This window comes from Streptomyces sp. NPDC041784 (genome assembly GCF_055591025.1).
The window spans coordinates 15,178-40,121 of sequence record NZ_JBVJAB010000015.1; the positions used below are offsets into that span (position 1 = coordinate 15,178).

Here is a 24,944-nt window from a genome sequence, read left to right on the forward strand (position 1 = left end):
CCTGCGCGACACCACGTGGCCTCCGCCCCGGCACTACCTGAACGTCACGAGAAGGCCTGACGGCGTTCATGCTTCTCGGCGCCATGAACCGTAGCGACCTCCTCGGCCAGCAGGACGCGGACGACCTCGGCAGGGTCCCAGCGTTGTGCCTTGGCGGTGGGGATCAGGTCGGCCAACACCCGCCGCAGGTCCGGGAGTTTGAGCCGCCGGGTCAGCTCGATGGCCTCGGCGAGCGGATCGCCGTTGGTGCCGGGAACGGTGCGAAGTGGGGTGGCCATCAGGCGAGATCGCTTTCGTCGTACTCGTAGACGTCGGAGGCGGGCTGGGTGGGCAGGCCGAAAGAGGCCCAGGCGGAGGTGCCGGGCTGCAGGGAGGGTTCCTCGCTGCGACGGACGGGTTCGGTGTGCTCGCGGGTGGCCTGGTAGTCGACGACGGACAGCAGGCCCTTGTCTGCGAAGCGTCCGGTGACCGCGGCGGTGCCCAGGGCCCGTTCGACCTCGGCCACGGAGTGGAGCTTGGACAGGGCGGCGGCCTCGGCCATCTTCGCCTTGATGCGGCGGACCCCGCCGGCCCCGGCCTGGACCAGCCAGGCCGCGGCCCCGGGACCGAGCTGGAGGAAGGCAGTCTCTTCTGCCGAAGTGGCTTTCGGGGCACGGTCGTTGTCCTGTTTCTCCCGCGGCGGGTAGTGGGCGTCGTCCAGGACCGGGGTGCTCGGCCGGCCGCGGCGGTGGCGGGCGGCCTCGCGGGCCGAGCCGTCCTCGCCGACCGCGGTGACGATCAGTTCGTCGCCGTGGAAGCGGGCCCAGACCCGGTTGTGTCGATCAGGGCCGGTGATCGTGCCGGAGTTCCGGTGCCCGGGTGAGCTGTTCCACGATCACCACGGCGGCCTCCAAGCGGGTCGCCTGTTCCTGGAGATCTGTCACGACACCGGCGACCTCCTTCTTCCGGTCCCCCGATGCACACTGCAGCAACGCGCCGTCCATCAGGCCGAGATAGTCGACGACCAGAAAGTCCAGGCGGCCGTGCCGACCCACCACGGCGGCGCACCGGCGCTCGATCTCGGCGACGGCAGGCGTGGTGCCGTCACCTCCGAAACTCAACAGCGCCTTGCTGTCGGCCTCCGCAGCGACTGCGTGAAGGAGGTCGAGTTCGGAGGGATCCAGCGTCCGGCGGCGGATCTTCTCGGTCGGCACGTCGGTTTCCGCGGCGAGCGTCCGCTCGAGGAGTCCCTCCTTCGACATCTCCAGAGAAGCGACCTGAGCGGGACGGCCCTGGCGGAAGGCACAGTTACGGGCCATGGTCAGGGCGAGCATGGACTTGCCCGTCGAGGTACGGGCAGCGACCACGGTGACCCGTCCAGGCCGCAGCCCGCCACCGAGGAGATCATCGAGGGTCATCAAGCCGGTCAGGACCCGGGGCTTGGGCTCGTGCTGCTTCACCGCGGATCCGGTACGGGAGTTGCACGAGCTGGGCGAGCGGCTGGGCATCCCGCGATCGCTCGCCGACCTGGGCCTGACCGCCGCCGACGTGGATCGTGCGGTCGATGTCGCTCTCGGGGCGCCGTACGCGAATCCCCGCCCGGCCTCCGCCGACGATCTGCGCGCCGTCCTGCACGCGGCCTGGGCGGGCGAGCCGCCGTACGGCGGCTGACCGCTTCTACCGGGCGAGTTCGGCGTACGGAACGCCGCTCGCACGTCGGGCCACCCGGCGTGCGACCTCGGCGAACGCCGGGGCGGCGGGCGAGTGACCGGCCTCCGGAAAGGCGACCGCGGCCACCGCCTCGAGGGGCTCTTTCGGAGCGACGGCCTCCACTCCCGGGTGCGGGAACATCCGGGCGCCCGACATGGGCATCAGTCCCACCATGTGCTGGTAGGCGATCTTCGAGGCCATGTCCAGGACCGAGCGGGCGTGGGAGCCGACTGTCGGGGCGTCGTGGTCCCCGTGGCGTCCCCCCACCCACCAGTCGTCGCCCGGGTGGGGGGTGACCCAGGGCTGGTCATAGACCTCGGCCATGTCCACCGCGGCGGCCGAGGCCAGCGGGTGCCCCTTCCACAGCCCGACGGAAACGGGCTCGGTGAAGATCGGTACGCGTGTCAGGCCCGGCATGTCGACGCTCAGATACATCAGCGCCACGTCGCACTCGCCGGCCAGCAACGGGGCGTGCCCCTGGTGGAAGTCCGCTTCGTGCACCCGGATCGTGACTCTGGGATACCGCTCGCAGAACGCCTCGATGACCGGATGCGTCAGCTCCGCGAGAGCCATCCCGTAGAGCGCGACCCGCACCTCGTCCCGCCGCCTGGCCCTGATGGCGCCCGCGGCGGCGGCGAGCCGGTCGGCATCGGCCAGCACCTCGCCCGCCCGTTCGAGCAGCTCCGCGCCCTCGGCGGTGAGCGCCACATGCCGTTTGTCGCGGTCGAACAGCTGGACGCCCAACTCACGCTCGAGGGCGGCGATCGAGCGCGTCAGCGCAGGCTGGGTGAGGTGCAGACGCTCGGCGGCGACCCGGTAATTCAAGGTCTCGGCGAGCGCCGAGAAATGGCGCAGGCTCCGGAGTTCCACTCAGCCCTCCAGAAAGGCGAGGTCCACGGCGTTGTGGTCCGCGCCAGGTTACAGCGCGCTTCCCCGCACGTCACCAGGCAGAAATGTGCGGCATTCCCGTCCCCCCTTCCGACCTGGTGTGATGCACGGCACTCATCAAGCCCACAGTCACCGGCATTGGACGGTCCTTCGCCGCGCTGCCGACACTCCCTTCAGGCCGACCCAGAACAGCAGCGGATGGGGTGCGAATTGTCCGAGACAACCGAGGCAGCCGAGAAAATCATCGAGATTCCGCAGCCGGAGCCGGACCTGACACCGGAGGAACTGGTGCGCCGGGCCGCAGGCATGAGGACCTGGCTACGTGATCATCAGGACGAGACCGAACAGCGAACCGGTATCTCCGAGGACACGCACAAGGCGTTCCTGGAGGCGGGTTTCTACCGGTCCCTCCAGCCACGCCGCTTCGGCGGCTACGAGTTCGACCTGCGGACCTACTCCCGGATGGTCACCGAGGTGGCCCGCGGCTGCCCGTCCAGCGGCTGGAACCTGTGTCTGGCCGCCTCCCACAGCCTGGTGGTGGCCGGCCGCTTCCCCGAGAGCACCCAGCGCGAGGTGTTCGGTCCGGACGGTGACTTCCGGGCCCCGCTGCCGATGGCCCCGAGCGCCACCGCGACGAGGACCCCCGACGGGTACCGGGTCAACGGCCGCTGGGACTACTCCTCCGGAGTCAACGTCTCCACGCACTTCCTGGGTGGCGTGCTCATCATCGACGAAGAGGGCGGCATGCCCACGCCGGGCATGGTGCTCGTGCCCTCCGGCTGGCGGATGCTCGACAACTGGGGCGAGATCCTGGGCTTCCGCGGCAGCGGCTCCAACAGCGTCGTGGCCGAGGACGTCCTCGTACCGTACGAGTACGTGTCCAGGACCCACCTCCTGGCGAACGACGCCACCGACGGGCCGGGGGTGGAACTGCACGGCAACCCGATGTACGCGGGCCGGCTGATGTCGTTCTTCAACATCCAGCTGTGTTCGGTCGTGGCGGGCACCGCCTGGGCCGCGGTCGACGAGTACCAGCGGATCATCACCACCAAGAACAGCCCGCTGCCGCCCTTCAAGCCGCGCAGCCACGATCCGGAACACCAGCGCAACCTCGGTCTGGCCACGGCCCTGGCCGACAGCGCGCAGCGGATCATCCTGTCGGTCGCGGACGACTACGCCGCCTACGCGGCCCGGGGCCTGTCAGGGGGCGAGCCCTTCTCCGAACTGGACGACCGGGCTCTCTCCCTCACGGCCCGGCAGTCCGGCCAACTCGCCTGCCAGGCCGTCGAGATGCTGGTCTCGGCCAGTGGCTCCAGCGCGCTGGCGAACGGCCAGCGCATGCAGCGGTACCTGCGCGACGTCGCCACGTACAAGACCCACATCAACGCGCAGCACGGCTCGTGGGCCACGGGGTACGCCCGTTCTCTGCTCGGGCTGGAGACCCCGGCGTGAACCGGCAGACGCCCGCCACGACGGCGCCCGGCGGTGGCCCGGCGGACGACCCCGGCTTGTTCCGGCACGTGCTCGGCCACTACCCGACGGGTGTCACGGTGGTCACCGCGAAGGAACCCGACGGCACCCCGGTCGGCATGGTCATCGGCTCGTTCACCTCGGTGTCCCTCGACCCCCCGCTCGTCGCGTTCTTCCCCGGCCGCTCCTCCACCACCTGGCCAAGGATCATGGCCGGCGGCGCCTTCTGCGTGAACGTGCTGGCCGCCGGGCAGGAGGGCCTCTGCCGGGATGTCAGCGCCAAGGCCCCCGACGTCTTCGACCGCCACCCGTGGCGCGGCGCGCCCTCGGGCAGCCCCGTCCTGGCGGGCGTCGCCGCCTGGATCGACTGCGACATCGCCGACGTGTGGACCCTCGGCGACCACTACTTCGTCCTCGGCCGCGTACGGGAACTCGGGGTGGAGAAGACCGGCGTCTCGCCGCTGGTCTTCTCCCGGGGGCGGCTCGCCCCGTTGCCGCCCCGCCGGGACCACGACGACTCGGCCGACTACACATGGCCCGACTGGCTCTGAGAGATCCGAGAGAGGAGAGACGCACCATGCGCAATCAAGGGCTCGGCTCGTGGCCCGCGCGGCGCGCCCGCATGGCACCGGAGGCCACCGCCGTCGTGCACGACGGCGGATCCCTGTCCTACGGAGAGCTGGCCGCCCGCGTGACGCGGCTCGCTCACGCCCTGCGTGCCCTGGGGGTCGGCCACGGCGACCGGGTGGCCTACCTGGGCGCGAACCATCCGGCCCTGGCGGAGACCCTGTTCGCCGCGAACGCGCTGGGCGCCGTCTTCGTACCGCTCAACACCCGCCTCGCGGCACCTGAGTTGGCCTTCATCCTGGGGGACGCGGGGGCGGCGGTACTGCTGTACGGCGCCGAACTCACCGATGTCGTGGACGCGTTGAGGGACGACGTGGAGGTGAAGCACTACGTCGAGGTGGGGAGCCCGTACGAGGGGCTGTTGGCGAACGCACCCGACGACCCTCTGGACGAGACGGTCGGCCTCGACGAGGTGTGCATGATCCAGTACACCTCCGGCACCAGCGGCCGTCCCAAGGGCGTCATGCTGACTCACGCCAACATCGCCTGGAACTGCTTCAACATCCTGCTGGACGTGGACATCGTCTCCGACGAGGTCGCTCTGGTGGTGGCACCGATGTTCCACACCGCCGCCCTCAACACCGTCTTCCTGCCGGGCTTCCTCAAGGGAGGGACGTCGGTGCTGATGCGCGGCTTCGACCCGGAACGGGTGCTCGACGTCATCGCCGAGCACCGGGTGACGAGGATGTTCGGCGTGCCCGCGATGTACCAGGCCATGGCCCGGTCGTCGCGGTGGGCTACGGCCGACCTGTCGTCGATCCGGATCCTGCAGTGCGCGGCGGCACCCGTACCCAAGGACCTCATCCACACATACCAGGACCGGGGCCTGACCTTCCTCCAGGCGTACGGCCTGACCGAGACCTCTCCCGCCGCGCTGGGCCTGCGCGCGCAGGACAGCATCCGCAAGGCCGGCTCGGCCGGCACGCCCTGCTTCTTCACCGACGTACGCGTGGTGCGGCCCGACCTCACCGATGTCGCACCGGGCGAGGTCGGCGAGGTGATCATCGAGGGCCCCAACGTGATGAAGGGATACTGGCAGTGGCCCGAAGCGACCAAGGACGCCTTCGTGGACGGAAGTTGGTTCCGCTCCGGAGACGGGGCCACCGTCGACGAGGAGGGGTACGTCACGATCGTCGACCGGATCAAGGACATGTACATCTCCGGCGGGGAGAACGTCTATCCGGCCGAGGTCGAGCAACTCCTCTACCAGCATCCCGCGGTCGCCGAATGCGCGGTGATCGGCGTACCTGACGAACGATGGGGCGAAGTGGGCAGAGCGCTGGTCGTGCCCCGCGCGGGCGCCGAGGTGTCGCCCGACGACATCATGAACTCCCTGTCCGGCCGACTCGCCAAGTACAAGCTCCCCAAATCGGTCGTCCTCATCGACGCCCTGCCCCGCAACGCCACCGGCAAGATCCTCAAGGCCCGCCTGCGCAGCCAGTACGCCTCAATGCCGGCGCGCGGCGCCGAGGAGGCATGAGGCCAGGGGACCCGAAAACGCCGGGTGGCGGCTGATCCACTTCGACCTCACGGTCGCGAAAGGGGTGCGGAGGCCGTTCGCCGGCGCGCTTCCTGCCGCCGCGGGAATCTGGACAGTGCAAGCCCCAGCACGGGCGCTCTCGTCTTTCCCAGCACGAATCCAGCACGGTTTGAGATGAGCAGGGGTCTGCTACCCGATGGATCGTCGCTACTCGATGGCCGACCACCACCGCGCCGGCCTTGTCGTCGACGTGCTGAAAGCGAGCTGCGCGAGCGCTGGTTCACCCGGATGCTCGCACCGGACCACGTCGTTCACTCCTTCATCGGCAGCCTCGTTCAAACGTGTTCTCCCTGTATATGGGCCGCACAGGACGCCTCATCCGAACGAGGGTTCTCTCGTGACACCCGGAATTCCTGCGAAAGCGACGGGCATTGTGTCCGGGGCAGCACGCCCCAGGAAATTACGGGAGCACCGTATGCACAGGGGCCTCAACGAGCGGCAGCAGGCCGTGCTCGATCGGAGTCTTCTTGGGTCGGTGCGAGTTCGGCGATGACTTGCCGGGGGGGTCGCCAGGTCCGTGAGTCGTGCTTCGATCTCGACCAAGGCGGCGGTCAAGTGCTTGATCTGGGCGTGTAGTTCACCGGCCCGGGCCGTGGCCTTCTCGTGCAGCGCCTGGAGGTCTGCCAGGAGCTCGATGACGTTCACGCAGCCAGCTCGAGAGTGTCGCGCCAGGCCGGACCCGGGGCGGTGAGGCAGCGGGTCATGTTCGCGATGGAGGCCCACTAGATCCGTGAGGCAGAGGTGCCGGGGCGGTGGTCGTATTCACGGGCCAGACGGCGGTACAACGCCGTTGACCTGCTCCACAATCCACCTTTTCGGTTGCGGGACGAAGCCTTTGCGCTGGTCATCGGGGTTGCGGCGGACGACCTTGACATCGATGTCCGACAACACGCCATGGATCAGGACTTCGTCCTAGAAGCCCTGATCCACCAGGGCCTTCTGCAGCCGCATCCCGCACCGCTCGACGACCTGGCCGAGCAGGGCGGTGCCGGCGGTGTTGTCGTGGGCCGAGGCGGCCTGCACCACGACGCCGATGACCAACCCCAGCGCGTCCAGGGCCGACCGGAGGGGGGAGGGGGAGGCCGATGTGCGATGGCAGCCCACGCGGAGCCGGGGAGGGGCGGCCGCCCCCTCACAGGGGGCCGCCGCCCGTGCCCGGCCGTCCAGAACGCGTTAGCCGGACGTCATCGCCGTTGCCGCGTATGTCAAGGAGATCAGGGCCATTACGGCGGCCGGGACGGCTCGGGGCGGCGGGTCGCCGTGGCGCAGGTGGACCACCGCCGCGGCGGCCATGAGCAGGGCGAGGCCTGTCGCGGCGGCCACGCCCAGCGGCGTCCAGGTCAGCCCCGTCAGCAGTCCGGCGACCCCGGCCACCTCCAGGGCGCCGACGACGCGGTAGAGCCGTACCGGCAAGCCGAGATGGGCCGCCGCCTGGCGCATGAACGGCGCCGAGGCCAGCTTCGCCAGCCCTAGCGGAAGGAAGATCAGAGACAGGGCGACAGCGAGCGCGGTGGTCATGAGGCGGACCTGCCCTTGCGGCGCTCGGCGCCCAGCCGGACGTAGTGGTCGATGAGTTCGGGGCTGTCCACAGTGGCCGGATTGACGACCTGCTCCACCGCGGCGCCCTGGAGCAGCCGCTTGATCGGGACCTCCAGCTTCTTGCCGGTGCGTGTGTGCGGGATGCCCGGCACTTCGAGGACTTCGTCGGGGACGTGGCGGGGTGAGGCGCCGGTGCGGACGGCGTCGCGGATCTTCTCGCGCAGGGTGTCGTCCAGGGTCACCCCGGCCGCCGGGACCACGAACAGGGGCATCCAGTAGCCGCCGTCGGGTTCCTCCGCGCCGATGACGAGGGCCTCGGTGATCTCGGGGAGGCGTTCGACGACATCGTGGATGTCGGCGCTGCCGAGCCGTACACCGTTGCGGTTGAGCGTCGAGTCGGAGCGGCCGTGGATAATCACCGAGCCGTGCCCCGTGACCGTGATCCAGTCGCCGTGCCGCCACACCCCGGGGCACGCCGAGAAGTAGGCGTCGCGGTAGCGCGTGCCCTCCGGGTCGTTCCAGAAGTACAGCGGCATCGAGGGCATGGGGCGGGTGACGACCAGCTCGCCGACCTGGTCGATGACGGGGAAGCCCTCGGCGTCGTACGCGGCCAGCGCCACACCCAGGTTCGGAGCCGACAGCTCTCCGGCCCAGACGGGGGTGTTGGGCGCGCTGCCCGCGAAGCCGGAGACGACGTCCGTGCCGCCGCTGATGGAAGCCAGCAGCACGCGGTCACCGACGTGATCCCGGACCCAGGGATAGGCGGAGGCCGGCAGCGCGGAGCCGGTGCAGCCGACCACCCGGATCGCCGAGAGGTCGTGCGCGGAGGGGCCGATGCCGAACTTGGCCATGCCGAGCAGGTATTGGGGGCTGGTGCCGAACACGGTGACCCGGTGGCGGGCGGCCAGTTCCCACAGGACGTCGAGCTTGGCGAAGGGCGCCGGGCTGCCGTCGTAGGTGCAGGTAGTGGCGCCGGTCAGGAGGGTGGAGACGACCAGGTTCCACATCATCCAGTGGGTGGTGGTGTACCAGAGCAGGCGGTCGCCGGGGCCCAAGTCCGAATGCAGCGCCAGGGTTTTGAGGTGCTCCAGGAGCACGCCGCCGTGGCCGTGGACGATGCCCTTGGGCAGGCCGGTGGTGCCGGAGGAGAACACGACCCACAGCGGATGGTCGAACGGGACCGGTACGCAGTCGAGTCGCTCGGTGCGGGTCGAGGCGTCCTCCCAGGGGACGACCAGCGACGGGTAGGCCTGCGAGGGCCAGGGCAGGCCGACGTGGTCCACCAGCAGGGTCGCCTTCAACGTCGGCAGCGCCTGGGCGAGTTCGAGGGCGGCGTGGCGGCGGTCGTGGGTGGTGCCGTTGAAGTGGTAGCCGTCGGCGGCGATCAGCACGGTGGGTTCCAGCTGGGCGAACCGGTCGGCGGCGGCCTTGGGGGCGTAGTCCTGACCGCACACCGACCAGACGGCGCCCAGGCTCGCGGCGGCGAGGAACGCGACGATGGCGTGCGGGGTGTTGGGGAGGTAGCCGACGACCCGGTCACCCTTGCCGACGCCGAGGTCGCGCAGGGTGGCGGCCACGGATGCCACCAGGGTACGCAACAAGGCGCCGGTCACCTCGTATCCGGAGCCGGTCTCGTCGAGGGCAATGATCGCGGGTCGGTCGTCGGCGAGGTTGCGCAGGGCATGGTGGGCGTAGTTGAGGGTGGCGCCGGTGAACCAGCGGGCGCCGGGCATGCGTTCCTCGGCCAGCACCTGCTCGTAGGGGGTGTCGGCGTTGATGTCGAAGTACTCCCACACCGCGCCCCAGAAGCACTCCAGGTCGGTGACAGACCACTGATGCAGGGCGGCGTAGTCCTCCGGGTCCATGCCCTGGAGCCGGGCGAAGTCCGCGATGCGACTGGCGGCCGCCTTCTCCGGATCGGGGGTGAAGAAGGGCGTGCTCATCGTGTCGTACTCCTCAACAGGCTTTTCGGGGCCATCCGTTCGGAAGGGACAGGGCTTCGGGTGGTGTGCAGCAGGGAGGCCCAGGCGGCGGTCGACGTGAAGTCGCGGCCGCCCGAGGGGACGACGTCCATCACGACACGGTCGGGCCGCAGCAGGACCGCGTCCGCGCGTCCGCCGCGCAGCCAGGCGGTGAGGGTGCCGTCGTCGCCGAGGTCGGCCACCGGTATCGCGTGCACGCCGAGACCGTGCGCGAGCGCGGTCAGGGAAGGGCCGGGCTCGGCGGCGGTCAGCACAGCGAAGGAGTCGCCGAGCGCCTCGTCGAGACGGGTATGCCGTCCGCCGACGTTCACCCACGGCTGGGGGCAGTGCGTGCCTGCCAGGCCCCGGCGGACCCCGCGCCGCACCAGGGGCCCGGCGGTGAGGGGCGGGCTGAGGTCGCGGCCGGCCAGCTCGGTCAGGCCGGGTATGCGGCAGGCCGCGGCCAGCGCCCGGCGGCGGATCGCGGCGGCGCCGTCCTGGCCGCCGGTCATGGCCCAGCCCATGGCGACCGCGAGGCGGACCACATGCCGGGCGTGCGGCCTGCGTTCGCTCTCGTAGGTGTCCAACAGCCGTTCGTCGCCGCCCTGCTGGAGGACGCGGGCGATTTTCCACGTGAGGTTGTAGGCGTCCCTCAGCCCCGAGCACAGGCCCTGTCCGATGAACGGCGGGGTGAGGTGGGCGGCGTCGCCGAGCAGGAAGACCCGTCCGCTGCGCCAGCGGTCGGCGACGCGGGCCCGGAAGGTGTACTGCGTCTCGCGGACCACCTCGAAGTCCCCGTCGTACGAGGGCGGCAGCCACGGAGCGACCAGCTCACGGACCGGCTCTTGTCCTTCCCCGAGCCGGAACTCCCAGCGGTAGCGGTTCTCGCTCACACGCATGAAGGTGGCCGGCCGGTCCGGGTCGCAGATCTGGTCGACGCCTTCCCAGCAGCGGACGGGGCCCGTCGTGTCGACGTCGATGACCTTCCAGCGTTCCTCGAAGCGCAGGTCCTCCCAGGCGCCGCCGATGGCTTCACGGGTGAGGCTGCCCGCGCCGTCGCAGCCGAGGACGGCCTCGGCCCACAGCTCGTGATCGCCGGCGTCGTCGCGGTAGGTCACGCGGACGGGGCCCGCAGTGTCCGGACCGACGCCGGTGACCTCCACACCACCGCGCAGTTCGCACTCGGGGCGCCGGGCCAGGGCGTCGCGCAGCACGCGTTCCAACTCGGGTTGGTCGAACATGCTGGACTGCGGATAACCGTGATGGCCGTGCTGGGAACGCCGGAACTCGGCCATCACCCGGTGCCGGGCATCCAGCAGCCGCAGCCCGTTGGCCGGACGGGAGATCGCGGTGAACTCCTCTCCGACGCCCGCGGCCTGGAGGATCCGGTGGATCTCGTCGTCATTGGCGACGGCGCGGGGGAGCGGGTAGACATCCCGGTGGCGTTCGAGGACGACACTGCGGACGCCGCGCCGGGCCAGGAGAAGGGCGGCGGTCACGCCCACCGGCCCGGCCCCGACGATCACGACGGGCACACGTGCGGCTTCATCGACGGTCATGTGCGGCTCACCTCGGGTATTAGTTCGCGGCCGCGACGGGCGTGCGCTGCTCGCCGAGGTCGATGCGGCCGTCCGGGGTCGCGATCGTCGCCGTGATCACGTCGCCCGGGTTCAGGTAGTGCGGGTTCTTGGCCTGGCTCTTGAAGAAGACCTTCCACTTCACCGAGGGAGGCAGCAGCGCGCCGATCTTCTCGACAGCCTTCGGCGGCGCCTTCAGGGCCGTGCCACCAGGGGTGCCGGTGAGCAGCAGGTCGCCGGCGTCCAGGGTCTGGAAGCGGGCCAGCAGGGTCAGAGCCTGGGCCGGGCGGACGATCATGTCGGCGAGGGTGCGGTCCTGGCGCAGCTCGCCGTTGACGCTCAGCTTCAGCCGCAGGTCCAGGAGATGAGCGAACTCCTCCGGCTCCAGCAGGGTGAGGTACGGACCGGTCGGGGTGAAGGTGGGGTACGACTTGCTCTCGTAGAACTGCGTCTTGGTCAGCTGCACCTCACGGGCGCTGACGTCGTTGGTGATCACCAACCCGGCGACGTACGACGGCAGGTCCCGCTCCTCGACGACGGTGCCGACGGGCAGCGGCGCGCCCATGACGAGGCCCAACTCGATCTCGTAGTCGAGGAACTTCACGTGGGAGGGGCGGACGACGGCGTCGCCGGGGCCGCTGACCGAGCCGGACGCCTTGCGGAAGAACGCGGGCGGGATGTCGCCCTTGAAGCCCGAATCGCGGGCGTGGCTGCGGTAGTTGACCATCTGGGCGACCACCCGGCAGGGCGTGGTGACCGGCGAGAGCGCCACCAGGTCGGCGATCGGAGTGCCCGGCTCGCCGGAGACGGCGGCCTCACGGACGGCTTCACGGTCGGTCAGCAGCTCGGCGGTGGTGACGGCCTTGGTGTCGACCGGGACGGCCCGGTCACCGCGGACGACCCACCAGCCGTCGGCGGTACGCAGGACATTGGTGCTCATGTCAGTGCCTTTGTCAGGGGATTGGCGGGCGGAGGTTCAGGAGTTGGCGGCCTTGAGCAGGCCGAACAGTCGTGCCGGGTCCATCTCGTTGTCGCCGCGCAGGGCCTCGATGACATCGCGGACCCGCTGCGGGGAGGGACTGGCGCCGAGGAAGTCACGAGTCGCGGGCGGGCCCCACTGGGCGAGACCGCTGGTCGACATCGGAGCCCAGCCCGGCTCGACGTCGCAGGAGAACAGGTCACCGTCGGCGAAGTGCTCCAGCATGAAGTGGTCGGGGTCGCGCCAGTAGTCGAAGAGCTGGCTGCCCTGGATGTGCCGGCCGATGCCCCAACTGCGCTTGTATCCGCGCTCCTTGAGGTACTCGCCGCCGGCGGCTATGGAGTCGAGGTCGGTGACCTGGTAGGCGGAGTGGACGTACCCCGTGCCCGGCCCCAGATGCATCGCGAGGGTGTGGTGGTCGGCCGGCACACCGCCCAGGTCACAGCGGATGAACGCCATCGTCGGGCCGCGGTCGCGCTGCCCGTCCAGGAACAGGAAGTCGGACACGATCATCCCGAGGGTGTCCAGGTACCAGTCCAGGGCCCGGCCGAACACCCGCGTCTCCAGCACCACGTGGCCGAGCCGCTGGATGCGGGACGGCTCGCGCGGCGGCCGCTGGGCGGCGTTGGTACGCCGGTGATCCGTACCGAAGTTGAGCAGCAGCGGCTGCTGTTCCGGCAGGGCGGGGAGCTGTTCGCCGCAATGCACGACCCGCACGGGGAAGCCGGAGGGGTCGAGCAGGTCGACGCCCTTGCCGCCCCCGGGAACGTCGGCGTCCCGCACGTCCCTGCCCGTCGCGCGGGCCAGCCGGTCCAGGTCGCCCCGCTCGGCGGCGCGGAACGCCGGGCCGATGAAGCGGGACGTACGACCGCGCCGGATCACCATGCAGGGCGAGCCCGCGAAGCTGCCCCGCAGCCATAGCTCGCTCTCGGTGCGGGCGGCGACGCCGAAGCCGAAGTCGCGGGCGAAGACCTCCGCGCGGTCCAGGTCGGGCTTCTCGAACTCCAGCCAGGCCAGGTCCGCCACCTTGATCACGGGGTTCCGGGAGCGGCCGGGGTGTTCGCCGCGCAGGGCGCCCTGCTCACTGTGGAGGTCCTGGTGGGCCGTGATGACGTCCCCGTTGACGCGTGTTTCAGACATGGTGCCCTCCGAGCAACATTGCCGTAATGAGGAAATCATCAACTGTGACAGTTCCGTCGTCAAGGCGTTCGCTGCAGGAAATGATGAATTTATCAGGACTGCGATCTGCATTGGGTAACCGTTAGACTCTGTGCATGTCTACGTCAGCCCCGCCCAGCAACCGGTTCGAGCGGCGTCGCGCAGAGACCCGTGGAGCCCTCGTGCGAGCGGCCCGGCAGATACTCGCCGAGGCCGGCGACACCAGCGCGAGCATCCAGGCGATCGCCGAGCGCGCGGACGTGGGCTTCGGCTCCTTCTACAACCACTTCGACTCCAAGGCGGAGTTGTTCGAGGCGGCGGTGATCGACGCCCTCGAGGAGTTCGCGCAGGAATTCGACGAGCGTCTGACGGGGGTCGACGACCCGGCGGAGCGGGTCGCGGGCGGCTTTCGGCTCAGTGCCCGCATGGCCGACTCCCACCCGGAACTGATGCAGGTCCTGCGCCGCCGCGGCCTCGCGCACATCCACTCGGGCAAGGGACTGGCCCGACGCGCCCTGCGTGATCTCCAGGTCGGCATCGCCTCCGGCCGCTTCACTGCCCTCGACCCCGTGGTCGCCCTGTCCGCACTGGGCGGAACCCTGCTGTCCCTGGTGGAGCTGCGGTTCGCCCGCCCCGAGGTGGACGGCGACGAGGCCGCGGTCAACCTCGCCGAGATGGTCCTGCGGATGCTGGGCCTGCCCGCGGACGAAGCGCACGAGGTCGCCCGACGCCCCTTGCCTGACGCCGCCTGACCTCACGCGGACGACGAGTCCGGGTGGAACGTGACCGAGTGGCCTGTGAAGCGGGCGTCGATTCCGTCCTCGCTGGTGGTGACCGACCGTAGCCGGAGCCCTTCGGGCACGTTCTGCAGCGGAATGGGCTCGTCCAGGGCCTTGTCGAGCAGCGATTTCAGCGGCGGGAGCAGTTCGCCCTGCTCCGCGCGTACGTCCGTGAAGGCGATGCGGTTGCCGCCGGCCGCCGAGACGGCCGCGCTCACGGTCACGTCGCCGACGAGCGGCAGACTCGCGGTCGCGTTGACCCGGCCGGACTCGTCCCCCTGTGACACCTGCACGCCGAGCGCCCTCGACACGTCCGCGTACGACAGGAAAGCGGTGGCTGTGACGCTGTCCGCGTGAGCCTCGTCGGCGCTCCCTGAGGTCTTGAGTCCGTCCATCCCGACTGTCAGCTTCGTCACCGGGAGCGGCCGGGTGCTGCCGCCGGCCGGAATGTCGTGGGCGGTCAGGTCGACATGGTCCAGGCTGCCCGCAGCCAGTTGGTTCAGTACGGGAAAGCCCCTGACGTGCACCGACGGCCGATCGGCGGTTCCCATGCCGTCCTGGAACGCCTTGGCCGTACGGCTCTCCGCGCGGGCCGCGGCGATCCGGTCGACCACGACGCCGCCGACCAGCAGGACCACCAGGGACGAGGCAGCGATGATCATGCGTCGTCTGGTCCGGGTCGGAGGGCTCACGTACACGGAGCCGTCGCCGTAGTAGGGCTCGCCGACGTACTCCTCGTCGCGGTGGGACTGATACATGGTTCTCCTCTTCGAGTGGTGCTTGCTCGGGAAGTGCGCCTACGCGGCGTCGCCCTCGCGCCGGACAAGCCCGTCGACGCACGCCGCAGCGCTGTCTCCGGCCACGCCCATCGCGATCAGGGCGGCGGTCGCGGTGCTGGTGCCGTCGTCGCTCCAGACCCCGCTGTTCACGCAGTCGAGAAGCCCTAGCAGATGCCCCTCCAGCGCCCGGGTCAGGACGACCGGGGGGACGCCGGTCTGGAAGGCGCCCTGCCGTTGCCCGTGGCCGATGATCGCCTCCGTCATGTCCCGAGCGGGGGCCAGGACTTCAGCGAGCCGATCGGCCCCGAGGTCCTGCGGGGCGAGGCGGAGCAGGATGCGGTATCGATCTCCGACGGGCCACACCGCGAGGACGAAGCGCGCCAACTCCGTGACGGCATCCCCCACCGGTGCGCGCGGGACCGCGAGCGCCTGCCGCAAGGCCCACGTGGCCTCCTCCACCAGCCCCTCCATCAGTGCGGCCCGGCCGCTGAAATGGCCATAGACCGTACGGCGCACCACCCCTGCCGCCTCGGCGATGTCACCGAGGCTGCTGTCGGGGTCGCGTCCGAGTTCCTGCCTGGCCGCCTCAAGGATGCGGGCGCGCGTGAGCAGGGTTCGGCTGCGTTCCGGGGCGGCTGTCAAGTGTGCGTGGATCATGTCGAACCTCCGGTAGGCGGGGAGGGCGACTCGATAGTTGCACATCCACGGGCAATAAACTAGTCTGCACATCAACGGGCAATTAGCTGCCCCTGGTGCCGGGCCCCCCTCTTGGCCCCGCGTGCACCGATCTATCGATTCCGCACCCCCGAAGCGTGCGCTTCGCCTCCTGCTGAGGAGCCTGACCATGCCGCTCTTTCCGAACACACCCGTCGAGAAGATGACGGAGCCCTACCACCGCCGCTGGTGGGCCCTGCTGGTCCTGTGCCTGAGCCTGCTGATCGTCGTCATGGCGAACACGTCACTGGTCGTGGCCGCCCCCGACATGACCAAGGACCTGGGGCTGTCCAGCAGTGACCTGCAGTGGGTCATCGACGGCTACACCGTCCCCTACGCCGCGCTGATGCTGGTGCTGGGCGCGATCGGCGACAAGTACAGCCGCCGCGGCGCCCTAGTCCTCGGCCTGCTGATCTTCGCCGGAGGTTCGGTGATGGGCGGCCTGGTCGACGAGACGAACCTCGTCATCGTCGCCCGCGCGATCATGGGCGTCGGTGCCGCCGTCGTCATGCCGGCCACCCTCTCGCTGCTGGTCGCGATCTTCCCGCGCGCCGAGCGCGCCAAGGCGATCACCGCCTGGTCCGCGACCTCCGGGCTCGCCATCGCCGCGGGCCCGATGGCCGCCGGCTGGCTGCTGGAGAACCACGCCTGGGGCTCCACCTTCCTGATGAACGTCCCCGTCGCCGTCCTCGGCGTCGTCGGAACGCTGCTGCTCGTGCCGCCGTCGAAGGCGGAGGGCATGGGCCGCATCGACTACGTCGGCGGTCTGCTGTCGATGGTGTCGGTCGGCTCCCTCGTCTACGCGACCATCGAGGGCCCGCACTTCGGCTGGGGCACCGGCCCCATCACCGCGGCCGTCATCGCAGGCGTGGGCCTGCTGGCCTTCGTCGCCTGGGAGCTGAAGCACCCCAACCCCATGCTGAACGTGCGCAAGTTCACCGAGCGTCCCTTCAGCGGCTCGATGATGGCGGTGCTGTTCTTCTTCTTCGGCACCTTCGGCTCGATCTACTACTCCACCCAGTTCCTGCAGTTCGTCCTCGGCTACGACGCCCTCGACACCGGCATCCGCCTGCTGCCGCTGGCCGGAGGTGTGTTCGTCGGCGCCGCCGTCACCGGCAAGCTGGCTCCGAAGCTCGGCGTGAAGATCATGGTCGGCACCGGCATGGTGATCGGCACCGCGGGCGTCTTCCTGCTCACCCAGATCGAGACGGGCTCGACCTACACCGACTTCCTGACGCCCCTGCTGCTCCTCGGCTTCGCCATCGGCCTGAGCCTGTCCCCGGCCACCGACACCATCATGGGCTCCTTCCCCGAGGACGAACTGGGCGTCGGCGGCGGCGCCAACGACACCGCCCTGGAACTCGGCTGCGCCCTGGGCATCGCCATCCTCGGCTCGCTGCTGGCCACGTCCTACAAGGACAAGCTCACCGACATGGTCGGCGGCCACCTCCCGGCCGAGGCCATGGACACCGCCAAGGACTCCGTCGGCGGCGGCATCGCGGTCGCCGAGCAGGTCGCCAAGAACCCCCAGGGCGGCGCCGAGCAGGCCCAGACCCTGCTGGGCGCGGTGCACGAGTCCTTCGCCCACGCCATCGCCCACACCAGCCTCATCGGCGGCATCATCATGGCCGCCGGAACCCTGATCGTCATCGCCGTCCTGCCCGGCCGCAAGCACACCGCCAAGCACGGTGAGGAAGAAGCGACGCCGGTGACCGAGGAGCAGACCGAGACCGTGGGCGCCTGAGCCCCGTACACCGGAGGCCGGAACCCCGATTCCGGCCTCCTCCACCCCCAGGACGGGCCGTGCCTTGAGCGGCGCACGGCCCCGGGACGGTGCCGGGAGGGGACACCCGGCACCGTCCCCCTTTTTTCGCTGTCCGTCCCGGGTGGCTGGGGTGGCGTTCAGCGGACCCTCATAGGTGACCCCAACCGGGACCAGTTCCGGGATGATTGTCGAAGATCAGGCGCTATGGGGTGGCTTCGGGGGCGGCTTGGTTTGGCACCACTGGCTTGACGCCGAGTTGGGCGGTGCAGCGTCGGGGAGCTGGTGATCAAGCCGTTCGGGGAGGGGCGGGGCAGGTGCGGGGGGATCTGAGAAGAGACGCCGCGCGGTTGAGTGCCGGGTGCGGCGCTGCGGATGGTTGGCATGGCGCTGCTCGGCCTGGGCTGGTGGCGAGATCACGCGGGATTCTGGGCGGACAAGGCGTTCCTCACCAATGTCTTCTCGTCCGTGACGACCGCTTCGTTCGGCGTTCCGTTGGCCCTGGTGATCCTCAACCGGGTTGCGATGGTGCAGGCCGAGGCGGTGGAAGCGTGTGCCTGGCGGCGTCTGGCCATGCGGGTGGCCGGCCAATGTGCCGCGTCCGTGCCCTTGCAGTTCCACGGGGCTGCGGCTCGTCTTGAACATGCGTCCGCCGGGCTGCTCGCGGTGGAGCGCACTGCGCAGGCACCATTCAAGGGCTGGGAGCCCGGGCGGGACGACGGCGCTCTCGCTGAGCCCCGTCAGCAGATCACGGATGGGACGTCGGAACACGCCCTGGAGGAGTTCCGAGCCGAGGTATGTCCAGGTAGTTCGGCCGTGCCGGTGGTAGTCGCCTGTGCCCGTGGACCTGATCAGGGAACGAGAATTCAACGCGCATCTGGATGACCTCAACCACGGCAAGACGGCGCTTGCCGTCCCGATTCCGCCGAATGTGTTCCAAGGCATGCAGGTCGGCCTCGACGAACTGCGCGGTCCGGCCAAGTGTTTCGCCAGGAGGTGCGCATCGTCGAAGATCTGGTCCTGCCCCTCGGGACCCGGTCCGGCGGGCGGAGTGGACCTACCCATATGACGTGGCGGCGCTGGCCCGGCACTACCGCATCGCCACGACGCTGGCGCGGGGGCGGACATGGAAAGACCCCGGCGCTTCGCATCGGGGTCACGTCGAACTGTGGGGGGCGAACTCACGCCTCGGTGGCGGCCATCTCGTCGACGACGATCTGCGCCCGCTTCTCCGGCACACCGGCCGCGATGAGCGTGGTGACGGCCACCCGGGTGCCGTCGTCCTCCAGCGCCCCGGTGTTGACCTCCTCCAGCAGGGCGACCGTCATCGCCTCCAGGCCGACGCTCAGCACCGGGGCCGGCAGGTGGGTGTGGAAGACGCCGTCCCGTTGTCCCTGCTCCACGATGGCCGTGACCCTGACCCGGGCGGGCTCCAGGATCCCGGCGACGCGGTCCATGCCGAGGTCTCTTCGGGCCAGCGCCAGGAGCATCCGGTAGCGGTCGCCCACGGGCCAGAGCGCCAACGTGAAGTGGGCGAGCGCCCGGTCGGCCGGTTCCGTCACCCCCGCGCCGACCGCGACGGCGGCCTGAAGGGCCTCGGCGGCCTCCTCGGCCAGCGCGTCCAGGAGCGCGGCCCGGCCGGGGAAGTGCCCGAACAGCGTGCGTCGTACGACACCGGAGGCGCGGGCGAGTTCCTCCAGGGTGATGTCGGGGTTCCGGCCGAGCTCCTGGCGGGCGGTGGCGAGGATGCGCGCCCGGTTGGACCGGGCGTTGCGTCGCTGGGGCACACGGCCGACGGGCTGGGACACGAAAGGAACCTCGAAGAAGACAGGGCGGAGAAGGGACTTCTCCATTCTGGCACGGGAGTCCCGACCGACCCGCGGCCGCATCCGGGGTCGGTCGGGACCTGGTCAGGCGGGCAGCTCCTTGATGTCGGACGGCTCCTGCGGCTGGATGCCGTTGTAGTGGTGGCGGAAGTCGCTGGAGGCGGGGTACGCGGCGCGGCGGGAGCGCATGATGGAGCCCAGCGGGCGGTGGGCCTCCAGGGCGTGCCAGGGGCTGAAGGAGAGGACGTCGTCGGCGTAGCGGCGGCGGGCGTCGCTGTAGGCGTCCTGGGCGGGCAGGTGCAGCACGGCCACGGTCTGGTGCGGTGACAGTTCCTCGGGCCACAGGACCGAGGCGTCCTCCACCGGCATCCGGTCGATGTCCGTGCACAGCTGGGCGCGGATGTCGTACTCGGCGCTGTTGTGCGCGAAGAAGTCGGTGACGAGGTCGCGCAGGGCCGACTCGCCGGCCTTCTTGTCGACGTGGCTGCCGGTGAGGGCCTTGACGTTCGCCGAGCGGGGCGCGGCGGACATCTTCGCCACGTGGTCGCCGTAGCGCAGGGCGGCCATGGAGTGGAAGGTCTCGCCGAGGATGTGGTCGTTGGCGGCGGCCAGGGTCTCGACGGCAGGCGGTAGCGGGCGTCCGACGCGCGTGAGGGCCTTGGCGGCCACTCGGGCGGCTGCGCCGGTGAGCTGGAGTTGCTGGTCGCTCTGGCCGGGCTGTTTCTCCAGGATGCCCTGGAGTTTGGCGTATTCGGCGATGTTGCCGAAGGGCAGGGTGGGGTGGTTGACGAGGAGGAAGTCCTGGGTGGTGAAGCCGTCGTCGAGGGCGCGGGGCCCGGGGGCGCCGATCACCTTGATCGCGAGGCCGCGCTGGACGGGCACCTGGTCGGAGCGCAGGTCGCCGGGGGCGGAGGAGAAGCGGACGATCACCGGGTAGGTGGCCGGTGCGGCGAAGAGGCCCTGGGCGAGGTGGGCGGGCAGGTCGGGCTGGATGCGCAGCTCGCCGGCGAGGACGCCGTGGCTCTTGGCGTGGGCGTCGCGCAGGCCGTGCCGGTGTTTGTCGGCGACCTGCTGGTTGGCCTTGCCCATGGCCGCGACGACCTGGCGGACGAGTTCGTCCTCGTCCGGAAAGGGCTGTTCGAGGTCGGGGCTGTAGCGGACGTACGAGGTCATGGGCAGTGCCTTCGCGCGGGGTGGGGGGTCAGTTGCTGCTGAGCCAGCGGATGGCGGACAGGCTGGGCATGAAGAAGTACTCGCCGCCGAGGAGGGTGTTGAAGGACTGGATGTTCTGCACCCGGCGGGGCGGGGTCCCGGGCACGGTGAAGTAGGCGCCCTTGTCCTGGAGCGAGATCATCGGGTCCTTCTCCTTGCCCAGGCCCATGAAGTTGCCGGAGCCGACCCATTCGCTCTGGAGGAACTCGACGTTGTCGATGGCCCGGGCGCCGAGGGCGATGAAGTCCAGGCCGCGCGGTGTGCCGTCGTCCTTGAGGCGATCCGGGGGCAGAGGGGTGCCGTAGGAGGTGCCGCGCCGGATGATGCGGCGGATGTTGACGTCGGTGAGGACCGTGAGCTTGGTGTCGCGCGGGTTCATCCGGCGGATGTGGGAGCCGAGCGGGGTGTGCAGTCCGCGTGGGTCGGCGGAGTAGTCGAAGTCGTTGATCCGGTTGGGGTCCTCGCCGATGGCGGGGGTGTCACGCTCCGGGGTCAGGGCGAGAGGTGCGCCGCTGCGCCAGCGGCCGACGAGCTTGGCGGCCAGCAGCTCGCGTTCGGCCTCGGTGGAGGCGTTGTCGTGCAGCCACTTGTTGAAGGCGGCGACATGGGAGTGGTACTTGCGGAAGACGACGTACGTGCCGTTGCGGCCCAGGACGTCCGGAGCCGGTACGGGCAGTGGTACACCGGTCTCGCTCGGGTAGCCGAGGACGAACTCCCCGGCCTTGATGGGCCGTCCGTCGCCGGGCAGGGGTTCGGCGCCACTGCCCTCGACCACCGGCTGGCTGAAGCCGTCCCGGTACCCGAAGACGTTGAACCCGTCGGCCGCGAAGTCCTGGTGCGACAGCAGCCGCACACCCGGGACCTCGCCCAACTCCTTTTCATAGGCGGCGACTTCTGACCGCCAGTCGCCCTCGCTGGCGGCGTAGACCGTGACGGCGACATGCACGCGCGGGGTGCCGAAGGGGAACTCCCAGCGCTCCGGCGCGTTCACGCCGGTGTCCCGCAGCCGTTCGGCGCGGGCGGCCATCCCGGCGCGGAAGTTGGCGGGGAAGGAGGCCAGTGACGTCTCCGGCAGGCCCAGCGCGACCAGTCCTTGGTAGCTGATCGCGAGGGCCAGCCAGGACGGCTGCGGCTCGTCCCAGCGCGCCGCCGAGGTCACCCGAGGGGCCAGCCGGCGCAGCAGCTCCCTGCCCGCGGCCGGTTCGGTGATCTCCAGGATCGCGTGGGTGCCGAAGTAGGGCTCTGGCCGGGCCCGCAGCAGCGTCGCCTGGATGTCGTCGAGGTCCAGGGTGGGCGGGCGGCGCAGCCGCCGGAACAGCGGGGAAGGCATGGAGCGCCTGCCTTCAGTTCAGGTCCGACAGGAAACGCTGCACGGCGGCCTCCTGCCGCTTGAGCCGGTGGCCCTCCGCGACGGTGAGGTTGGGGTGGGCGACGAACCACGCCTCCGCCGGGATCTGGTACTTGACGATGAAGTCCTTCACGTCCGGCGCGGTGATGCCGGGCCAGCCCTCGACGTTGCTGAACAGGTAGTCCATCATCTCGGGGATCTTGGTGGCGAAGTCGTCGATGTACGCGTCCCACTCGCCGTCGAAGGCGGTCGCGAACAGCAGCTTCGTGTCGTTGTCGAGGAACACGAACCGCATGTTGTGCAGGGTGCCGACCTGACCTGCGCCCGCCAGGTTTCCGCCGATCAGCCGGAAGAACTTCCGCAGGTGCGCCGCGCCGTTCGGCTTCAGCGGCAGGATCGTCGTCAGCTCGGACACCTCACCACTCTTGGCGCCGATCCGGCCGGCGGTGGTGACCGCGTGTTCGGCCATCTCCGCCTTGTCAACGAGGATCTCGGCGGCCTTGACCTTGAGAGCGATCTTCGCGTCCAACAGGGCGGTCTCGACCTTCTCGCGGACCGCATCGGGGAACTGCTGGAACTTGGCGTGCAGGTCTGTCTCGCTCATGGCGCCTCTCCTTGGGCGTGGGCGGCAATACTTCACGTATCGCCATAAATAGGCCACCACGGAGTGGCGGGCAAACGGGACGAGACCCACTTTCTGACTATCTCCGCATGACTGATTACATCATCAGTTCGCTGTCTCGGCTTGTCAATGCACTACTCGCGCCGCAGCGATTCCGGTTCGACCCCACTACGTCGACGGCTCGCTCCCACGGAATGGGCGGCGGTCACCATGACCGTCCTGTGCGCCGGCGGCCCCCTCGGGACAGTCGGCGCACAAGCCGTGACAGGAGGCGCGCTCCTGCTCGCGCTCGTGGCCTTCCTGGCCGACCGGGGACGAGGCGTCTGGATCGTCGACCGCGCCCACGATCCTCAGAAGCCGTATCCCAACCGAACGTGATCCCTTGATTCCTGCTGGTCAGGCATGGTTTCGCTCGGGTTGAGGGAGGCATCGCGACGTCTTGTGTCCGCTGCATGGTCGAGGGGGGCGCGGTGGCATCGGTGCTGGGAATGCTGGAGGAGCGAGAGTCGGCAGCCCGCGTTCGGGTGGAGGGCTAACGAAGTGGAGCCGGTTCTCGATGGTCCACTGCGAGCGCACGATCTTCGCGAGACGCTCGGGGGATGCCTGGTGGCTGGTGAGGTCGGTCAGCACGTAGACCGTCTCGCGGGTGCGTCTGCCCCTCTTCACGCAGGTCCGGTGGCGGACGATCTGCGCGGCGTGCGGGAAGTCGATGCCGAGGGCGGTGACGTCAGGACCTGTACCGTCCGGGTCTCCAACCGCCCGTTGCCGTGGGACCGGTCGTAGAACTTCGCCGTCGCCTTGTCCCAGGGCAGTGTCTTGAGCTGCGCATAAGGGATCGGCTGGTTCTTCTTGACGGGGAAGGCATAGTGCGCGTCCTTCTGCTCGACGAGGAAGTGGGCGTGTGCGCGCTGGGTGTGCAGGGCGTCGGCGGTCACCTCACGCCGGTCAGGCTGTAGGGCTCTAACGGGGCCGCGAAGCAGGTGATTTCGTTGGTCTTGTCCGGCACTCGCAGCTGGGTGACGGCCGTCATGGCACAGGTCACAGCGGCCGGCAGATGTGCGGCCGGGCTGTCGCCGCTGCACGAGCCGCGGGTGCTCTTGCCGTCCACGGCCGGGGTGTCGGACCCGGCCGGGTCGGCGCCGAGCAGGTCGGCCAGGCCGCCGGGACAGGTGGTGTTGATGATCCGGCGGACGGTCGCCGGGCTCGGCGCAACGCGGACGGCGAACACGCTGGTGGTGCGGGCACCGAGCCGGGCAAGAGCCTCCTGCGGAGCGTTCTTGGCCCACTGGCCGATCACGGCGAACGAGGGGCCCGACCAGTACGGCCGAGCACGCGATCAGCAGCACGCTCACGAACGGGTGACGCTTCCCGCGCGGTGCCGCGGATCAGCCAGTGTGGCCAGCCGCTGCGGCAGTCCCGACAGTGCGCGGTGCTGACGCGAGGGCGACTTGATCAGGCAGATCGCACCGACGTGCGTACGACACCGGCGCCGGCGAGGGAGCGGTCCCCGCCGACGCGCCGGTGAGGGTGCGCCGCACCGTCACCGAGCGGCTGGAGCCCCGACAGTCCGCTTGAGGAAGGCGATCTGGTCGGGAACCACCTGGTCGAAGCCCTCTCCGACGTAGGGGTCCCAATGGCCGCCGCGGTAGGCGAGCAGCTCGCCGTGCGGAGCCGCGGCCGCGAGAGCGGCAGCGGGGCCCGGCGGCGTGAGGTCGTCGTGGTCCATCACCTGGACCAGCAGGGGGCAGGTGAGCCGGGGGGCGGCCGCGACGGCGCGGAAGAAGGGCAGCGACAGGATCACGCGCGCGCTGACCTCGTTGTCGTAGGGCACTTCCGCCGGAAGGAGGCGCAGCATTCCCTCGTAGGCGTCCGCAGTGGCCAGCACGGCGCCCTGCTCACCGCGGCGGCCCACGGCCTTCACGGTGTACGGCTCACGGCCGAGGCGAGCCCCGAGGGCGTCCCGGACGCCCGCCACGCCCAGGCCCAGCACATGGGTCGCCGACCTCTTCACCATGCGCACCAGCGCGGCCCGGCCGTCGGCGAGGGGCGCCTGCGACACCACTGCGGCGATGCTCGGGTCCTCCGCGGCGACCAGCACCACGGTGCCGCCCGACATGGAGCTGCCCCACACGGCGACACGCCTGGAGTCGACCTCAGGACGGGACCTCGCCGCGGAGACGGCGGCGTGATAGTCGGCGACCAGCCGCTTGATCTCGAGCAGGTTGCGCGGACGCCCGCTGGACTCGCCGAAGGACCGGTAGTCGAAGACCAGGGCGCCGAGCCCCTCGGCGGCGAACCGCTCGGCGTAGGCCGCCAGCCGCATCTCCTTGATGCCGCCGAAACCGGCCGCCAGGACGACGCAGGGGGCGGGTCCGTCGACGCCTTCGGGGGCGTACCACCAGGCGTCCAGTTCGTCTCCGTCGATCGGAATGCGTATGGGCAGACGTTCGCCCATGGGCTTTCTCCTTACTGTG

At 70.1% G+C, this 24,944-nt stretch carries 24 protein-coding genes and 2 pseudogenes; 7 read left to right on the forward strand and 19 right to left on the reverse strand.

Going from position 1 to position 24,944, the window contains the following annotated elements:
- Positions 1-56: 56 nt before the first annotated feature.
- The 3 genes and pseudogenes from ACZ6D7_RS29010 to ACZ6D7_RS29020 all read right to left on the reverse strand — a co-directional run.
- Positions 57-278 (reverse strand): annotated as a pseudogene (locus ACZ6D7_RS29010) (ATP-binding protein); the annotation flags it as partial.
- Positions 278-811 (reverse strand): annotated as a pseudogene (locus ACZ6D7_RS29015) (IS21 family transposase); the annotation flags it as partial. The pseudogenes ACZ6D7_RS29015 and ACZ6D7_RS29010, both read right to left, overlap by 1 nt.
- A 10-nt stretch (positions 812-821) precedes the next feature.
- Positions 822-1,439, reverse strand: coding sequence for a DnaB-like helicase C-terminal domain-containing protein (locus ACZ6D7_RS29020; RefSeq protein ID WP_469496883.1), 618 nt, complete (start codon positions 1,437-1,439; stop codon positions 822-824).
- On the opposite strand from ACZ6D7_RS29020, the gene ACZ6D7_RS29025 reads away from it, so the two are divergent.
- On the forward strand, positions 1,348-1,650 hold the full coding sequence (locus tag ACZ6D7_RS29025) for a hypothetical protein (protein WP_469496886.1): 303 nt from the start codon (positions 1,348-1,350) through the stop codon (positions 1,648-1,650). The two genes, ACZ6D7_RS29020 and ACZ6D7_RS29025, sit on opposite strands and share 92 nt — an antisense overlap.
- Before the next feature lie 6 nt (positions 1,651-1,656).
- Here ACZ6D7_RS29025 and ACZ6D7_RS29030 read toward each other — a convergent pair whose 3' ends face one another.
- A complete protein-coding gene (locus ACZ6D7_RS29030) occupies positions 1,657-2,559 on the reverse strand; it encodes a LysR family transcriptional regulator (RefSeq protein WP_469496889.1) in 903 nt (300 codons plus the stop codon).
- A 228-nt stretch (positions 2,560-2,787) separates the two neighbouring features.
- Here ACZ6D7_RS29030 and ACZ6D7_RS29035 point away from each other — a divergent pair, with 228 nt between their 5' ends.
- The 3 genes from ACZ6D7_RS29035 to ACZ6D7_RS29045 are packed head-to-tail and all read left to right on the forward strand — an operon-like array spanning position 2,788 to position 6,154.
- Entirely contained in the window at positions 2,788-4,029 is a 1,242-nt protein-coding gene (locus ACZ6D7_RS29035; protein ID WP_469496892.1) for an acyl-CoA dehydrogenase family protein, read from the forward strand.
- Positions 4,026-4,598 (forward strand): flavin reductase family protein, encoded by a 573-nt coding sequence (locus ACZ6D7_RS29040; RefSeq protein ID WP_469496895.1) that lies wholly within the window; start codon positions 4,026-4,028, stop codon positions 4,596-4,598. The genes ACZ6D7_RS29035 and ACZ6D7_RS29040 overlap by 4 nt, the downstream gene beginning before the upstream one ends.
- A gap of 26 nt (positions 4,599-4,624) precedes the next feature.
- Positions 4,625-6,154: an acyl-CoA synthetase gene (locus tag ACZ6D7_RS29045; RefSeq protein ID WP_469496898.1), complete on the forward strand. Its 1,530-nt coding sequence runs from the start codon at positions 4,625-4,627 to the stop codon at positions 6,152-6,154.
- Between the two features lie 972 nt (positions 6,155-7,126).
- Here the strand turns inward: ACZ6D7_RS29045 and ACZ6D7_RS29050 are convergent.
- From ACZ6D7_RS29050 to ACZ6D7_RS29075, 6 genes are all read right to left on the reverse strand, one after another.
- Positions 7,127-7,255 carry a hypothetical protein gene (locus ACZ6D7_RS29050; RefSeq protein WP_467060845.1) on the reverse strand — a complete coding sequence of 43 codons (129 nt, stop codon included), beginning with the start codon at positions 7,253-7,255 and terminating at the stop codon, positions 7,127-7,129.
- Between the two features lie 132 nt (positions 7,256-7,387).
- Positions 7,388-7,732: a DoxX family protein gene (locus ACZ6D7_RS29055; protein ID WP_030250875.1), complete on the reverse strand. Its 345-nt coding sequence runs from the start codon at positions 7,730-7,732 to the stop codon at positions 7,388-7,390.
- A complete protein-coding gene (locus ACZ6D7_RS29060) occupies positions 7,729-9,696 on the reverse strand; it encodes an acetoacetate--CoA ligase (RefSeq protein ID WP_469496901.1) in 1,968 nt (655 codons plus the stop codon). Before ACZ6D7_RS29060 ends, ACZ6D7_RS29055 begins: the two co-directional genes overlap by 4 nt.
- Positions 9,693-11,273, reverse strand: coding sequence for a bifunctional 3-(3-hydroxy-phenyl)propionate/3-hydroxycinnamic acid hydroxylase MhpA (mhpA, locus tag ACZ6D7_RS29065; RefSeq protein WP_469496903.1), 1,581 nt, complete (start codon positions 11,271-11,273; stop codon positions 9,693-9,695). Before mhpA ends, ACZ6D7_RS29060 begins: the two co-directional genes overlap by 4 nt.
- A gap of 19 nt (positions 11,274-11,292) precedes the next feature.
- Positions 11,293-12,231: a fumarylacetoacetate hydrolase family protein gene (locus ACZ6D7_RS29070; protein WP_469496906.1), complete on the reverse strand. Its 939-nt coding sequence runs from the start codon at positions 12,229-12,231 to the stop codon at positions 11,293-11,295.
- A 36-nt stretch (positions 12,232-12,267) separates the two neighbouring features.
- The gene (locus ACZ6D7_RS29075) at positions 12,268-13,410 is read right to left on the reverse strand and encodes a VOC family protein (RefSeq protein ID WP_030250858.1); all 1,143 of its coding nucleotides are present in this window, start codon (positions 13,408-13,410) and stop codon (positions 12,268-12,270) included.
- Positions 13,411-13,544: 134 nt separating this feature from the next.
- Between ACZ6D7_RS29075 and ACZ6D7_RS29080 the strand changes: the two genes are divergently transcribed.
- Positions 13,545-14,180, forward strand: coding sequence for a TetR/AcrR family transcriptional regulator (locus ACZ6D7_RS29080; protein ID WP_469496910.1), 636 nt, complete (start codon positions 13,545-13,547; stop codon positions 14,178-14,180).
- A gap of 2 nt (positions 14,181-14,182) precedes the next feature.
- Here ACZ6D7_RS29080 and ACZ6D7_RS29085 read toward each other — a convergent pair whose 3' ends face one another.
- Both ACZ6D7_RS29085 and ACZ6D7_RS29090 read right to left on the reverse strand, forming a co-directional pair.
- Positions 14,183-14,965, reverse strand: coding sequence for an LmeA family phospholipid-binding protein (locus ACZ6D7_RS29085; RefSeq protein WP_469496913.1), 783 nt, complete (start codon positions 14,963-14,965; stop codon positions 14,183-14,185).
- Between the two features lie 39 nt (positions 14,966-15,004).
- Positions 15,005-15,643: a TetR/AcrR family transcriptional regulator gene (locus tag ACZ6D7_RS29090; protein WP_469496918.1), complete on the reverse strand. Its 639-nt coding sequence runs from the start codon at positions 15,641-15,643 to the stop codon at positions 15,005-15,007.
- Positions 15,644-15,830: 187 nt separating this feature from the next.
- Between ACZ6D7_RS29090 and ACZ6D7_RS29095 the strand changes: the two genes are divergently transcribed.
- The gene (locus ACZ6D7_RS29095) at positions 15,831-17,444 is read left to right on the forward strand and encodes an MFS transporter (protein ID WP_469496920.1); all 1,614 of its coding nucleotides are present in this window, start codon (positions 15,831-15,833) and stop codon (positions 17,442-17,444) included.
- A 402-nt stretch (positions 17,445-17,846) separates the two neighbouring features.
- Positions 17,847-18,347 (forward strand): hypothetical protein, encoded by a 501-nt coding sequence (locus ACZ6D7_RS29100; protein WP_272113378.1) that lies wholly within the window; start codon positions 17,847-17,849, stop codon positions 18,345-18,347.
- A 296-nt stretch (positions 18,348-18,643) separates the two neighbouring features.
- Here ACZ6D7_RS29100 and ACZ6D7_RS29105 read toward each other — a convergent pair whose 3' ends face one another.
- The 7 genes from ACZ6D7_RS29105 to ACZ6D7_RS29135 form a co-directional block, all read right to left on the reverse strand.
- Entirely contained in the window at positions 18,644-19,270 is a 627-nt protein-coding gene (locus tag ACZ6D7_RS29105; RefSeq protein WP_099946236.1) for a TetR family transcriptional regulator, read from the reverse strand.
- A 102-nt stretch (positions 19,271-19,372) separates the two neighbouring features.
- Positions 19,373-20,461 carry a catalase family protein gene (locus ACZ6D7_RS29110; protein ID WP_469496924.1) on the reverse strand — a complete coding sequence of 363 codons (1,089 nt, stop codon included), beginning with the start codon at positions 20,459-20,461 and terminating at the stop codon, positions 19,373-19,375.
- Between the two features lie 28 nt (positions 20,462-20,489).
- Complete coding sequence (locus ACZ6D7_RS29115; RefSeq protein ID WP_469496926.1) at positions 20,490-21,830, reverse strand: Dyp-type peroxidase; 1,341 nt, start codon at positions 21,828-21,830, stop codon at positions 20,490-20,492.
- A 13-nt stretch (positions 21,831-21,843) separates the two neighbouring features.
- A complete protein-coding gene (locus ACZ6D7_RS29120; protein ID WP_469496929.1) occupies positions 21,844-22,452 on the reverse strand; it encodes a hypothetical protein in 609 nt (202 codons plus the stop codon).
- 680 nt (positions 22,453-23,132) lie between these two features.
- Entirely contained in the window at positions 23,133-23,405 is a 273-nt protein-coding gene (locus tag ACZ6D7_RS29125; RefSeq protein WP_393631069.1) for a hypothetical protein, read from the reverse strand.
- A complete protein-coding gene (locus ACZ6D7_RS29130; protein WP_469496932.1) occupies positions 23,402-23,767 on the reverse strand; it encodes a hypothetical protein in 366 nt (121 codons plus the stop codon). Before ACZ6D7_RS29130 ends, ACZ6D7_RS29125 begins: the two co-directional genes overlap by 4 nt.
- Before the next feature lie 243 nt (positions 23,768-24,010).
- Positions 24,011-24,925 carry an alpha/beta hydrolase gene (locus ACZ6D7_RS29135; RefSeq protein ID WP_469496935.1) on the reverse strand — a complete coding sequence of 305 codons (915 nt, stop codon included), beginning with the start codon at positions 24,923-24,925 and terminating at the stop codon, positions 24,011-24,013.
- Between the last annotated feature and the right edge of the window lie 19 nt (positions 24,926-24,944).